Genomic DNA, 13,231 nt, shown 5'->3' with positions numbered 1-13,231 from the left:
GATTAATGTGATCTCGTGGCTCAGCTATTTCTTTACCGGTGGACTGGTTTCCACTCTGGGCATTGTTATCGGGCCGGTGGCCACTGCATTTAACAAAGATCCGGGCTTTATCGGTCAGATGTTTTCTTTAATGAACATCGGCCTGTTCCTGCCAATTATGATCAGCGGCATCCTGATGCGTAAGTTTGATCTGGGCAAACAACTGATGACCGGCTCTTTCATTTCGGTACTGGTCTGTATCGCGCTATTTATTGTGCCGTCGATTACCCTGTTTGGCGTGGGCGTGTTCCTGATCGGTGCCACGGCGGGCCTGATGATGTCTATCGGCAGCTATCTGGTCGTCCGTATTAATGACGACCCGAAAAAACGTTCCGCAAACTTAATCTTCACCGACTTCTTCTTCGCGCTTTCCGGTATGACGTTGTCACTGGTGCTGGGCTTCCTGTTCAAACACGGCGCAAGCTGGCTGGCAATGTACGGCATCATGGGTGCACTCAGCCTGCTGATGATTTTGCTGTGCGCAGGTCAGAAATTCCCGCACGTACCGCAACCGGTAAAAAACGAATCGACGCACAACGTGGCGAAAGAGCCGTGGGGCATTGCGGTCTTCTTCCTGTGTATCGCACTGTTTGCTTTTGTCTTTACTGAACTGGTCTTCACACTGTGGATGCCAAGCTGGTTGCATGAGCATTTCAGTATGGAAACGGACCGTGCCGCGATTTACATCACCACTTACTGGATGGTGAAAGCGATTGGCCTGTTCCTGAATCAGTTCACCGTGCGTTTCGTCAAACTGCGTACTTTCCTGCTGGTTTCCGTGATTGTCGGTATGGCAAGCCTGGCGGTGCTGACCACCAGCAATTCACCGGTACTGGTGCTCTTCGCTGTGGGTCTGTTCGGTTTCTGTAACTCCGGTCTGTTCTCCGGGCTGATGAGCTACGGCAGCTTGCAGGTGAAAAACTCCCCACCTACGCTGACATCCGCACTGCTGACCACCAGCTCCGTCGGCACGCTGATTTTCGCGTCCTTCTCTTCTTTCATCTACAACGAGTACGGCTTGTTCTGGGCGCTGAATATTGCGACCGTTTCTTACGCGTTGCTGGTGCTGATGGTGGTGCTTGCCAGCCTGAAGAGCAAGGCAGAGAAAATTAACCACGAAGTCACCGCGCACTAAACCCTCCCCGCAGCAGGGCTCCGGCCCTGCTTTCTCAATTCACCTCGCCCAGTGAATCCAGAAAACGTGTTGCCGCTGGCGTCACCGAATCCGCCTGATAAATGGCATACAAATCTGCAGGCAGCCGTTCGCTGAGCGCACAAAAACGCACGCCCGGCCAGTGAATGCGCGCGTAGCTTTCCGGTAAAAGTGTAATGCCATTCCCGTTGGCCACCAGTGCCAGCGCAGTTTGCGGTTCGTTTACCTGATGTTTCACCTGCGGTAAGAAGCCGTATTGCCGGCACATCGAATACAGATAACTGCCAAGACCTGAAGCACTCATCGGCATCACAATGAAATCCTCATGCGCCAGCTCACTCAGTACCACGCTGTTTTTTGTCGCCAGCCGGTGGTGTTCTGAAATCGCCAGCGCGACGTTTTCCCGTCCCATCAGCCGGCTTTTCAGCCCCTGTGGCAGCGTCAGTTTAGCCTCACGCCAGATGCCAATATCGATCCGCTGCAATTGTAAGGCATCGATTTGCTGCACCGGGGTCAGTTCGGTCATCGTCCAGCTTATTTCCGGTGCATTTTTTCCAAAGCGGTTAAGGGCAGGCATCAGCGGGCCCCAGACTGCGGTACCGACGGTCCCCAGCTGAATATGCCCGACCTCCCCGCGCCCGATTTTACGTACCCGATGTAACGATCGGTTGATACCGTCGAGCATCAGCCCGGCCTCACGCATCAGCGCCGCGCCCGCCGGCGTCAGCGAAACAGATCGCGTGGTACGCAGAAATAACGGCGTACCCAGCAGATGTTCCAGCTCTTTAATGTGAAGGCTCAGCGGCGGTTGCGACATATTCAGCCGTACCGCCGCCTTACTGAAACTCAGTTCTTCGGCCACCACGCGAAAATAGTGCAATAACCGGAGATTGATCTGGCCGAGATCAAACACCGAATCGGTAAACGGACGTGTCATGCCGGACTCCGCAACATAATTTCTCTCTTAAATTTAATGAGTTACATTTATAGATTTTGTCTATAAATCCGCATAAAGAACGGTATTAGACCGTAAACGCTGCTCACACTAGCATTGCCCGCATCCTCCCCCTACTGTGAAAAATGAGAGAAGTGATCATGCTCAATAACCATGCTTTTGACTGCGCCGCGATTATTCGCCAGCGCGCCCCTGATTTTATTCCGCAGGCCGCACTGATTTTAGGCTCCGGCCTCGGTACGTTGTGCGACGACATGAGCGACGCAGTGACCATTCCCTACAACGAACTGCCGGGATTTCCGCAAAGCAGTGTCGCCGGTCATGCCGGTGAACTGGTACTGGGTTATCTGGAAAATGTGCCGGTGATGTGCATGAAGGGTCGCGGCCATCTGTACGAAGGGCACGGTATGTCAGTGATGACCTGTGCGGTGCGCACTTTTAAACTGCTCGGCTGCGAATTTATGCTGGCCACCAACGCCGCCGGGTCGATGCGTAAAAGCGTCGCGCCGGGTCGGTTAGTTGCGCTGACCGACCATGTCAGTTTCATGCCCGAATCGCCGCTGACAGGCCCGAATGACGAGCGTTTTGGTCCGCGCTTTTTCAGTCTCGCCAATGCCTACGACAAAGATCTCCGCGCACAACTTCACACCGTTGCCGCAGGGCTGAACATTGAGGTCGCAGAAGGCGTATTCGCGGCCTATACCGGCCCGAATTTCGAAACCCCGGCGGAAATCCGCATGATGCAAATTTTAGGGTGCGACGTAGTGGGCATGTCCATCGTGCCGGAAGTGATTTCTGCCCGTCACTGCGGGCTGAAAGTGCTGGCGATTTCCGCCATGACCAATTTCGCCGAAGGGCTTTCTGATACACCGCTTTCCCACGAACAAACCTTACGTTGCGCCAGGCTGGCCGTCGGAGATTTCACGCGACTGATCCGCGCCTTTTTCGCCCATCTTTCAGCCAGCGTAAAATAAGGAGCGGCTATGGAACAGGCATTCAACCGCCAGCGGATCAATATGATTTCCTGGCTAAGCTATTTCTTTACCGGCGCGCTGGTCTCCACACTCGGGATTGTTATCGGCCCCGTTTCGCAGGCCTTTGGCAAAGATCCGGGATTTATCGGCCAGATGTTTACGCTGATGAATATCGGTCTGTTCCTGCCGATCATGGTCAGCGGCGTGCTGATGCGTAAATTCAATCCGGGCAAACAGCTGATCACCGGTTCAGCCGTTTCCGTGCTGGCCTGCATTGCGCTTTTCCTGATGCCCACCATCACGATGTTTGGTATCGGCGTGTTCCTGATTGGCGCGTCGTCGGGGATCATGATGTCCATCGGCAGTTATCTGGTGGTACGTATTAATGAAGATCCGAAAAAACGCTCGGCGAATTTAATCCTCACCGATTTCTTTTTCGCTCTGGCGGGTGTGGTGCTGTCGCTGCTGCTGGGCTATCTGTTCCAGCATGGCGCAAGCTGGCTGGCGATGTATGGCGTAATGGCGGTGCTGAGTCTGGCGATGATTGTGCTGTGCGTCGGGCAGACCTTCCCGTCGATTCCGCAGGCCGCACAAACCACGATGGCAACTGAAACTGAGGTGACGCGCTGGGGGATGTCGGTCTGGGTGCTGTGTTTTGCACTGTTTGCCTTCCTGCTGGCCGAGCCGATTTTTACCATGTGGCTGCCGAGCTGGCTGAAAGCGCATTTCGGCATGGCGGCGGATCGGGCCGCATTTTATATCACGACGTACTGGACGGTGAAATCCATCGGCCTGTTTGTGAATCAGTTCACTGTCCGCTTCGTTAAGCTGCGCACCTATCTGCTGCTTTCCGCGTTTGTCGGGCTGATGTGCCTGGCGGTTGCCGCTAACAGCGCGGACCCGATGTTGATCCTTGTTTGTGCCGGTTTGTTCGGTTTCTGCAATTCGGGGCTGTTCTCGGGCATCATGAGTTATGGCAGCTTGCAAGTCAGTAATTCTCCGCCGACGCTGACCTCTGCCTTGCTTACCCTCGGCACCCTTGGCACGCTAATTTTTTCCACACTCTCGTCGCTGGTATACAGCCGGTACGGTCTGTTCTGGGCGCTCAATAGCGCGACTGTGGCTTACGTTTTCCTGCTGCTGGCGCTGATTTTCGCCGCAGTAAACAGCAAAGCGGAAGCCCTGGAACAACAGCCTGCACGCTGAACGCGGTATCGTGCATATAAAAAAAGGAAGGCTTAAAAGCCTTCCTTTTCCCTCTTCGTTGCTGCGTTTATAGCTGCGGGCAACGTTGCAAACTGTTTAGCCAGGATGTTTCAGGCTGAGCGGCCAGACGACGCGCGCGTCCGTGGCGACGTAAAATCAATCCTTTGTCCTGCATTTCACTCAGATCGCGTCTGATCGTTTCGAGACTTACATCCAGCGATTGTGCCAGTTCGCTTACCTGTAGTACTTCATGTTGTTCAACCAACTGAAGGATGGCCTGATGGCGATTTTTTTTAAGCACCGGTTATTCCTGTTTATATGACAGTTGTGTGACTTAAATCACAAATAACGGTAACTATCATACCCGCGTTACATTGTTAATTTTGGGATCGATCTCAATTATTCAGGAATCTCCGTCGAATTTTTACGCCCTTAGCGATTTTTGGTTCGCTGCGTTTCTCTGTCATACTGTGCGTATGCTTCATTTCCCTGCCCGGCTCTGGTGAAATTATCTGCACAACCGGGACGAATTACTGAGGATTTTTCATGGAATTCAATACTGCCGGTCTGATCTCGCTCGACGAAGCGCTGGATAAAATGCGTGCCTGTGTATCGCCTAAAATAATTCAGGATGCCGAATCCCTCCCGCTCGCCGGCGCGGCTGGCCGCATTACCGCCACCCCGGTGCTTTCGCCGGTTTTCGTCCCACCTTTTGATAACTCAGCCATGGACGGCTATGCCGTGCGCTGCGCAGATTTACAGGATGGTGCGGTTTTCCCGGTCGCGGGCAAAGCCTTTGCGGGTGCGCCTTTTCATGGCGAATGGCCAGCCGGAAGTTGTATCCGTATCATGACAGGTGCGCCGGTGCCTGCGGGCGCTGACGCCGTGATCATGCAGGAGCAGACCGACGTTTCGGATGCCGGTGTACGTTTCACGGCTGAAATCACCCGGGGCCAGAATATCCGTCTGACCGGTGATGACATAAAACGGGGCGACAGCGTGCTGCCTGCCGGTGTCCGGCTGGGTGCGGCAGAATTGCCACTGCTGGCTTCTCTGGGCGTCACCGATGTGAATGTCTGGAAGCCGCTGAAAGTCGCCGTATTTTCGACTGGCGATGAACTGCAGCCGGTGGGGACGCCTTTGCAGGAGGGGCAGATTTACGATACCAACCGTTTCGCTGTACGCCTGATGCTGGAACAACTGGGCTGCACCGTGCTGGATTTAGGTATTATTCGCGACAATCCGCAGGCGCTGCGTAAAGCTTTTGAAGAAGCCAATGCTTTTGCGGATCTGGTGATTTCCAGCGGCGGCGTGTCGGTCGGTGAAGCCGATTACACCAGGCAAATTCTGGATGAACTGGGTGAAATCGGTTTCTGGAAACTTGCCATGAAACCGGGCAAACCTTTTGCTTTCGGCAAACTGAAAAACAGCTGGTTCTGCGGTTTGCCGGGGAATCCGGTGTCGGCCGCACTGACGTTTTATCAACTGGTTCAGCCCTTTATTGCGCAGTTATCCGGCCATACGGCCTGGAAGTTCCCGCCACGGCTGAAGGCAATAGCGGTGACGCCACTGAAAAAATCCCCCGGACGTCTCGATTTTCAGCGCGGTATATTCAGCACCAGCGCCGGGGGGCAACTGGAAGTACTTACCACCGGCCATCAGGGGTCGCATGTATTCAGTTCATTCAGTCAGGCCAATTGTTTTATCGTGCTTGAACGTGGGCGCGGCAACGTAGCAGCGGGCGAATCCGTTGAAATCGAACCGTTTAACGCCCTGCTGCGGAGCTGAACATGTCTCAATTGCCGGAACTGACGGACGCCGAAACCCTGCGTTATAACCGCCAGATCGTACTGAAAGGGTTTGATTTCGACGGTCAGGAACAACTGAAATCCAGCCACGCACTGATTGTTGGTCTGGGCGGTTTAGGCTGCGCCGCCGCTCAGTATCTGGCAGCCGCAGGTACCGGCACGTTAACATTGCTGGATTATGACACCGTCTCGCTGTCAAACCTGCAACGCCAGACGCTGCATACTGATGCCCGGATCGGTATATCGAAAGTAGAATCTGCCGCTATAGCGCTGGCGGCAATCAATCCGCATATCGTTATCCATCAGATTAATGCACAGGCCAGCGACGACAGGCTGCGTGAAGTGATTGCTACCTGTGACGTGGTGGTCGACTGCACCGACAACGTCACCACCCGGAATCAGCTGAACGGTGAATGTTTCGCGCAGAAAAAACCGCTGGTTTCCGGCGCTGCCATCCGCATGGAAGGCCAGCTCAGCGTATTTACTTATCAGCCACATGAACCTTGTTATCAATGCCTGAGCCGGTTATTCGGTGAAAATGCGCTGACCTGCGTGGAAGCCGGGGTTATGTCCCCTCTGGTCGGCACCATCGGCAGTTTACAGGCGATGGAAACCATCAAACTGCTGACGAAATTCGGCGAAACGCCGCGCGGCAAACTGCTGATGTATGACGCCATGACGTTGCAGTTCCGCGAAATGAAACTGATGAAAGACCCGCATTGCGAAGTGTGTGGGGATTTTTGAATCAGTAAATTCAGACACAAAAAAACCGCCTTTATCGGCGGTTTTCTATTTTTTATGACACCCAAAACAATTCGCAAAATCATTCGCGTTGTATCAAGGCGGCAACTGCACGAATCCCCGGGAGCTTACATCGGTAAGTGACCGGGGTGAGTGACCAATCTGCCGGGAGCAGATTGGAACGCTGCTTGCAGCGGCTCCTTCAGGAACGAGGCCCATGGATGGGCCGAGTAACGCAGCCAACGCCGAGACAACGCGAAGGATGCAGCGAATTAACTATTGATGCCCTGACTACGCAGGTAATCTTCATAATTACCGGAGAAGTCGATCACACGCGTCGGGGTCATTTCCAGAATACGGGTTGCCAGAGAGCTGACGAATTCACGGTCATGAGAAACGAAGATTAGCGTGCCTTCGTACATTTCCAGTGCCATGTTCAGCGACTCGATGGATTCCATATCAAGGTGGTTGGTTGGTTCATCCATAATCAGAATGTTAGGGCGTTGCATCATCAGTTTCCCGAATAACATACGACCTTTTTCACCACCGGAAAGCACTTTCACTTTCTTCTTGATATCGTCCTGACCAAACAGCAGACGGCCTAACACACCGCGTACGGCCTGCTCGTCGTCTTTCTCGGATTTCCACTGGCTCATCCAGTCGAAGACGTTCAGGGTTTCGTCGAATTCATATTCGTGATCCTGCGCGTAATAGCCGATCTTGGCATTTTCAGACCATTTTACTGAACCACTTTCCGGCTCATGCTCACCGACCAGCGTTTTCAGCAGGGTGGATTTACCGATGCCGTTGGCACCCAGAATCGCGACTTTTTCGCCCACTTCCAGCATCAGGCCGAGATTTTTAAACAGCGGACCGTTGTCAAAACCTTTGGTGATTTTTTCCACTTCCAGCGCATTACGGAACAATTTCTTGTCCTGTTCAAAACGCATGTAAGGGTTCTGACGGCTGGATGCTTTGATTTCATCAAGCTGAATTTTATCAATCTGACGGGCACGGGAAGTCGCCTGTTTAGATTTTGAGGCGTTCGCGCTGAAGCGGCTGACAAACGATTGCAGTTCTGCAATCTGCGCTTTCTTCTTGGCGTTATTGGCACTGAGAAGTTCACGGGCCTGCGTTGCCGCCGTCATGTATTCATCGTAGTTGCCCGGATAAACACGCAGTTCGCCGTAATCCAGATCCGCCATGTGCGTACACACCATGTTCAGGAAGTGACGGTCATGCGAAATGATGATCATGGTGCTGTTACGTTCGTTCAGCACCTGCTCCAGCCAGCGAATGGTATCGATGTCCAGGTTGTTCGTCGGTTCGTCGAGCAGCAGGATTTCCGGGTCGGAGAACAGCGCCTGCGCCAGCAAAACACGCAGTTTAAAGCCCGGTGCGATTTCGCTCATCGGGCCATAATGTTGTTCGACAGGAATGCCCACCCCCAGCAACAATTCACCCGCACGGGATTCTGCGCTGTAGCCGTCCATTTCACCGTAAGCGACTTCCAGATCAGCCACTTTGTAGCCGTCTTCTTCACTCATTTCGGCCATTGCGTAAATACGGTCGCGCTCTTCCTTCACTTCCCACAATTCAGTGTGGCCCATGATAACGGTGTCCAGCACGCTGAACTGTTCGAAGGCGAACTGATCCTGGCGCAATTTACCCAGACGCTCGTTCGGGTCCAGCACGACATTACCGCCAGAAGGCACTAAGTCGCCACCGAGGATCTTCATGAAAGTGGACTTGCCACAACCGTTCGCGCCAATCAGGCCATAACGGTTACCGCCGCCAAATTTCACGTTAATGTTTTCAAATAACGGCTTGCTGCCGAATTGCATGGTGATGTTGTAAGTACTTAGCACAACGCTCGCTCTTAATTGGGAAATGTGATTTGGCGCGCATTATGCCACAACGGCGCGTCAGGATCGCCTGTAGTTGTGGTCATTTTTCATTCAATAGCTAAAAAAATGCCTGACAGGGGACTTTTCAGAAAGCAACAAAAGCAAAAACCCGACCTAAGCCGGGTTTTCCAGAACAACGGTTGAAATCAGAAGTTGTAGCCGATTACACCGTAGTAACCCCAGCCGGTGGACTTCACATCGAAGTTACCGTTACCGAAGTTCAGCTCAGCGCCGTCAGCCCACTGGCCGCCGTTATGGAAGTAACGCGCCACGAACGAGTAATGCCAATGTGTGTAGTTCAGCGACAGGATATGGCTGGAGGCGATAGAGTTGTTAGAACGCGCTTTATTGCCGTTCAGATCACGGAAATCGTCATCGCCCAGTGAGGAACCCCAGTCAAAGTTGGTGAACCCGATATAGCTCAGGTTGCCGCCCCATAATTGCGTCAGAGGAACGAAGTATTTCACTTTGAAACGGTAACCGTCCCAGCTGTTTTCATTCGCCGCGCCGTAGTTTTCCCACTGATATTTCGCATACACGTTCAGGGACAGGCTCATCGGCAGACCGGTGTCGATGTCGGTGCCCAGACCCATGTACCAGGTATTCTGACGGTTATCGCTGTCCGGCCCCATATCGTAGATATAGTTGTTGGCGAAGTACCATTCTTTGAACGGACCGAAACTCAGATCAGTACCGGTCAGTTTATCGATAGAAAAACGAGGTTCAATTTCCATAAACAGCGGAGAACCGTTTTTATCCCAGATACCGGTATCATTGCCGTTACCGGCGCCGAAGGTTTTAGGAATATCGATATAGCCGTAGAAATCAAACCAGTCTTTGTGTGCAAACGCTTCATATTCAAGGTAAACATCGTTACGCAGCGTAGGCCCGAAACGGGTATCGGCGCTACCTACAACGTTGACACTCTGGTGCCACCAGTCAGAAACAAATTCGCCCTTGCTATCATCAGCGAGCACGGTCGCGCTGTAGGACAAAGCCATCAAAGCGCCTGCTGCAATAATTGTATTTTTCATATTTTTACCAGAAGCGGGGGGTGGAACAACGCCTTGCCACCTTCAGGCGTTGCATAAAACAAACCCTAAAACTGTGATCCGCAACCGATTGCTGCACATAGTGCAAAAAACCTGCAATTTCCAGTTACTTCCTACAAGAGTCGACTTTTCTTAGCTAATAAATAGATTTGGTCAAGGTTTGTCAATTTCTGTTTCATTCCGATACATCTCCAATGTGATATCGATCACAATAATGTTTCAGCATAATTTTATTTCTACGGTCTGATGCAGAAAATCACTGTTGATAAAATGACCATACCGTTATTTGTCATGCTATAATTACGACAAATAACGGTATGGAGGTATACATCATGAATTCAAAAATTACCGGGCTGTCTTCCGGCTCTGTGCAAGATTCTGCAACGCCGCTTTGGCAATCTGCGGGCCTGCCCGCAAGCAGCGGAATCAGTTTGATAAATGCCATACAAAAAGGATTTCCGGTTGATAGTATCAGCCGTCTTAATACTGAGCTGGGATGGCCAAAAATGGTGTTACTGGAAATCATGGGCATTAATGAACGCAACTATGCGCGGCGTAAAGCCGGGAACGGCTTGCTGAAAAGTGAAGAGAGTGAACGGGTGGCACGGCTGGTGCGCATCGTGGATGCCGCCACTGATTTGTTCGAAGGTGATCGTGTCTCGGCGCTCGAATGGTTCACCCGCCCTGCTCCGGCACTCGATGGTTCACGTCCGCTGGAACTGCTGTCTTCTGAAGCTGGCGCGGTAGAAGTCAGCCGCCTGATTGGTCGTCTCCAGCACGGTGTTTTCAGTTGAAGCTGTTTCGTATCGTGCAGACCCGTCATCTGGCCACAGCCTGGTCGGGAGCCGGTGCGCAACTTTATGGCGGCCGCTGGAATCCGCCGGGCAGACCGGTAGTCTATGTCACCACCAGCATCTCGCTGGCGATTCTGGAAATTCTGGTGCATGTGCAAAACAGTATGCTGATGCGCGCCTATACTTTACTGAGTATTGAGGTACCGGAGGAATTGCTTGATACGCTTGAAGTTTCAGAGCTGCCCGCCGACTGGCGCAGTGCATCAGCACCTGACAGCACACAACGTCAGGGTGATGACTGGCTGGAGGAAGGTGAGTATGTCGGGCTGAAAGTGCCGTCAGTGATTGTGCCGTCAGAATACAACGTATTACTTAATCCGCTGCACCCGACGTTTGGGGATTTGCTGAGTTCTGTCGAACGCGAACCGATGATGTTTGACCCGCGCCTTCAGTAAAGCACGGGCCCGCTCCCGGTCAGAAGATCACTGTGCTTTCCGGTTGCTGCGATAAATCAGTGCCAGCGCGATGACAAGACAGGGAATAGCCGCCACCCGGTGCCATGACAGCGCGATCTGCGGGTTATCCAGCCAGCCGAAATTATCAATAAGCATGCCCATCGACAGCTGACCGAGAATAACCGCGACCGTTGCCGCCGCCGTCCCGACCCGGGGTACCGCAGTCACCATCACAATAATGTAAGGCACGCCAAATAATGCGCCCGCGAGTTGCCACTTCGGCACGGTGAGCAAGGTTTCCGGTTGCGGTGTTTGCAAAAACAGCACCAGTACCGCGGTAATAGCAGCTCCGACGCTGAACGTCAGGAATGCACTTTTCAGCACCCCCACCTTCTCGCCTAACTGTCCGTTCACTGCCGCCTGCATACTCAGCGCGGCCCCCGCCACAATGGCCAGAATGATCATAATCAGTTCAGTCATGGTTCAGTCCCAGGCAATCAAAACAAGTGCTGCAACGATAAACAGCAGTGCCAGCAGGCGCTCACCGCCGACTTTCTTATGTGGCGTACCAAACCAGCCGTAATGGTCGATCAGCACACTTTTCGCCACCTGCCCTGACAAAATCGCGATCATGGTCATGCCGATACCAATAACCGGTGTCGCGAGCGTCAGTACTACCACATAGACCGGCCCGAGCACGCCACCCAATAACTTCCAGCCCGGTTGCGTACTGAACGACGGCGCATTACGCGGGCTGAAAAACAGCACCAGCAGCCCGGTCAGCACCGCACCCACGCCAAAAATACTCAGTGTGGCCCATAAATGCCCCACTTCTGTACCCAGCGGGCCTATCAGCCCGGCCTCCAGTGAAAGCCCCATCCCCGCCAGGATGACCAGCGGAATTAACATCAGATTCATCATTGTCCTGCTTTTAGTTTTTTCGAAACGGCAACTATAACGTGGCACAACTATGCGAAAAACAGCACAATCAGGAAAATAGTTTTGCGGAAAATGCACAGATGAACGGTTTTAATCAGATCAACATCCAGTCTTTACGCCTGTATATCGCAGTACTCGACCAGGGGAATTTCTCAGAAGTGGCGCGGCGTGAGGCGATGTCGCCGTCAACCGTATCGCGGGTGATTTCCCAGCTGGAACAGGCATTACAAACACAACTGCTGTATCGCAATACGCGCGCCGTCAGCCCGACTGAATCCGGCAAACTGCTGGCCGGCCATGCGCGGCAGGTGCTGGCGCAGTTAGATCTGGCTGCTCTGGATTTGCAGGAACAGGACAGTGAACCCGGCGGACTGGTACGCATCAATGCACCGGTAGTGTTCGGTCAGCGACATCTTGCGCCGTGGTTGCATGAGCTGAGTACCCGTTATCCGCGTCTGAATATTGAGCTGATGCAAACCGACGATTTTGTCGATCCGTTGCAGGACAGCGTTGACTTGCTCATCCGTATCGGCGTGATGGCGGATTCCACTCTGCAGGCACGCACGCTCGGCCATCAGACTTTCCGTCTTGCCGCCAGCCCTGCGTATCTTGCCCGTGCAGGAACGCCCGGATCGCCGGAAGATTTGGCCGCTCACAGTTGTCTGGTGTTCAAGGGATTTGCCGGTTCGCAGCGCTGGTACTTCCGTCAGCCGGATCAGGAATGGCACTCGCTGCATCTGGGGGGATTACTGACCAGCAATAACGCAGAAACGCTGACGCAGGCGGCTATCGACGGCATGGGGCTGGTGGTCTTTCCCACCTGGCTGATTGGCGATGCCCTGCGCGACGGACGGCTGGTCAGCGTGCTGGAAAGTTATCAGGTATCGACCTCGCCGGAACCGCAGACAATATCAGCACTGTATCCGAACAGCCGCCGCCCCTCGATCAAAGTCCGCGCGGTGATTGATTTTCTGGTGGAGAAATTTGGCAGTCCGGCGTACTGGGAGTGAGGCGTTGCACTAAAGCTTTTTTAAAGACAGATCGAGAATATTTCGGTTTTTCAAGTACTGCGATCACCTGACCCGCCGCGCCGAAACCGACCAGAGGGGAAAAGCTTTTCCCCTCTGAACTCCCCTCGCTTTTCTCAACACGCGCTCCGCTCGCTGGCTATGTTTCAGGTATCACCGCGACAGGCTGGAAATCTTGCC

General features: G+C 53.2%; 14 protein-coding genes. 8 read left to right on the top strand and 6 right to left on the bottom strand.

Going from position 1 to position 13,231, the window contains the following annotated elements:
• Position 1: 1 nt before the first annotated feature.
• Positions 2–1,174, top strand: a complete 1,173-nt coding sequence (gene tsgA / locus J1785_RS10730) for an MFS transporter TsgA (RefSeq protein WP_338020343.1) — start codon at positions 2–4, stop codon at positions 1,172–1,174.
• Positions 1,175–1,208: 34 nt separating this feature from the next.
• Here the strand turns inward: tsgA (J1785_RS10730) and J1785_RS10725 are convergent, their stop codons facing one another.
• Positions 1,209–2,129: a LysR family transcriptional regulator gene (locus J1785_RS10725; RefSeq protein ID WP_129991241.1), complete on the bottom strand. Its 921-nt coding sequence runs from the start codon at positions 2,127–2,129 to the stop codon at positions 1,209–1,211.
• Positions 2,130–2,287: 158 nt separating this feature from the next.
• Between J1785_RS10725 and xapA the strand changes: the two genes are divergently transcribed.
• On the top strand, positions 2,288–3,121 hold the full coding sequence (gene xapA, locus J1785_RS10720) for a xanthosine phosphorylase (RefSeq protein ID WP_129952438.1): 834 nt from the start codon (positions 2,288–2,290) through the stop codon (positions 3,119–3,121).
• A 9-nt stretch (positions 3,122–3,130) separates the two neighbouring features.
• Positions 3,131–4,327 carry an MFS transporter TsgA gene (gene tsgA, locus J1785_RS10715; RefSeq protein WP_129952437.1) on the top strand — a complete coding sequence of 399 codons (1,197 nt, stop codon included), beginning with the start codon at positions 3,131–3,133 and terminating at the stop codon, positions 4,325–4,327.
• A 67-nt stretch (positions 4,328–4,394) separates the two neighbouring features.
• Here tsgA (J1785_RS10715) and J1785_RS10710 read toward each other — a convergent pair whose 3' ends face one another.
• Positions 4,395–4,628: a DeoR family transcriptional regulator gene (locus J1785_RS10710; RefSeq protein ID WP_013574728.1), complete on the bottom strand. Its 234-nt coding sequence runs from the start codon at positions 4,626–4,628 to the stop codon at positions 4,395–4,397.
• A gap of 245 nt (positions 4,629–4,873) precedes the next feature.
• Here J1785_RS10710 and moeA point away from each other — a divergent pair, with 245 nt between their 5' ends.
• A complete protein-coding gene (gene moeA / locus J1785_RS10705) occupies positions 4,874–6,115 on the top strand; it encodes a molybdopterin molybdotransferase MoeA (protein WP_129952436.1) in 1,242 nt (413 codons plus the stop codon).
• Positions 6,116–6,117: 2 nt separating this feature from the next.
• Complete coding sequence (gene moeB, locus J1785_RS10700; RefSeq protein WP_217139067.1) at positions 6,118–6,879, top strand: molybdopterin-synthase adenylyltransferase MoeB; 762 nt, start codon at positions 6,118–6,120, stop codon at positions 6,877–6,879.
• Between the two features lie 269 nt (positions 6,880–7,148).
• Here moeB and J1785_RS10695 read toward each other — a convergent pair whose 3' ends face one another.
• Together J1785_RS10695 and J1785_RS10690 are read right to left on the bottom strand one after the other, a co-directional pair.
• On the bottom strand, positions 7,149–8,744 hold the full coding sequence (locus J1785_RS10695; RefSeq protein WP_129952434.1) for an ABC-F family ATPase: 1,596 nt from the start codon (positions 8,742–8,744) through the stop codon (positions 7,149–7,151).
• A gap of 185 nt (positions 8,745–8,929) precedes the next feature.
• Positions 8,930–9,817 (bottom strand): nucleoside-specific channel-forming protein Tsx, encoded by an 888-nt coding sequence (locus tag J1785_RS10690; RefSeq protein WP_129952433.1) that lies wholly within the window; start codon positions 9,815–9,817, stop codon positions 8,930–8,932.
• A 350-nt stretch (positions 9,818–10,167) separates the two neighbouring features.
• Between J1785_RS10690 and parS the strand changes: the two genes are divergently transcribed.
• Complete coding sequence (gene parS / locus J1785_RS10685; protein WP_129952432.1) at positions 10,168–10,629, top strand: type II RES/Xre toxin-antitoxin system antitoxin; 462 nt, start codon at positions 10,168–10,170, stop codon at positions 10,627–10,629.
• Complete coding sequence (locus tag J1785_RS10680) at positions 10,626–11,084, top strand: RES family NAD+ phosphorylase (protein WP_217219389.1); 459 nt, start codon at positions 10,626–10,628, stop codon at positions 11,082–11,084. Before parS ends, J1785_RS10680 begins: the two co-directional genes overlap by 4 nt.
• A gap of 27 nt (positions 11,085–11,111) precedes the next feature.
• Here J1785_RS10680 and J1785_RS10675 read toward each other — a convergent pair whose 3' ends face one another.
• Together J1785_RS10675 and J1785_RS10670 are read right to left on the bottom strand one after the other, a co-directional pair.
• Positions 11,112–11,564, bottom strand: a complete 453-nt coding sequence (locus J1785_RS10675; protein ID WP_129952430.1) for a DMT family transporter — start codon at positions 11,562–11,564, stop codon at positions 11,112–11,114.
• A gap of 3 nt (positions 11,565–11,567) precedes the next feature.
• The gene (locus J1785_RS10670) at positions 11,568–12,002 is read right to left on the bottom strand and encodes a DMT family transporter (RefSeq protein WP_217139064.1); all 435 of its coding nucleotides are present in this window, start codon (positions 12,000–12,002) and stop codon (positions 11,568–11,570) included.
• A 101-nt stretch (positions 12,003–12,103) separates the two neighbouring features.
• On the opposite strand from J1785_RS10670, the gene J1785_RS10665 reads away from it, so the two are divergent.
• Entirely contained in the window at positions 12,104–13,033 is a 930-nt protein-coding gene (locus J1785_RS10665) for a LysR family transcriptional regulator (RefSeq protein ID WP_217219391.1), read from the top strand.
• The last annotated feature ends 198 nt before the right edge of the window (positions 13,034–13,231 follow it).

Origin of the sequence: Rahnella perminowiae, from assembly GCF_019049755.1 — a bacterium.
Taxonomy (GTDB): Bacteria; Pseudomonadota; Gammaproteobacteria; order Enterobacterales; family Enterobacteriaceae; genus Rahnella; species Rahnella perminowiae.
The sequence above is the reverse complement of the archived record's forward strand: the minus strand, read 5'-3'. Positions and strand labels throughout refer to the sequence as shown.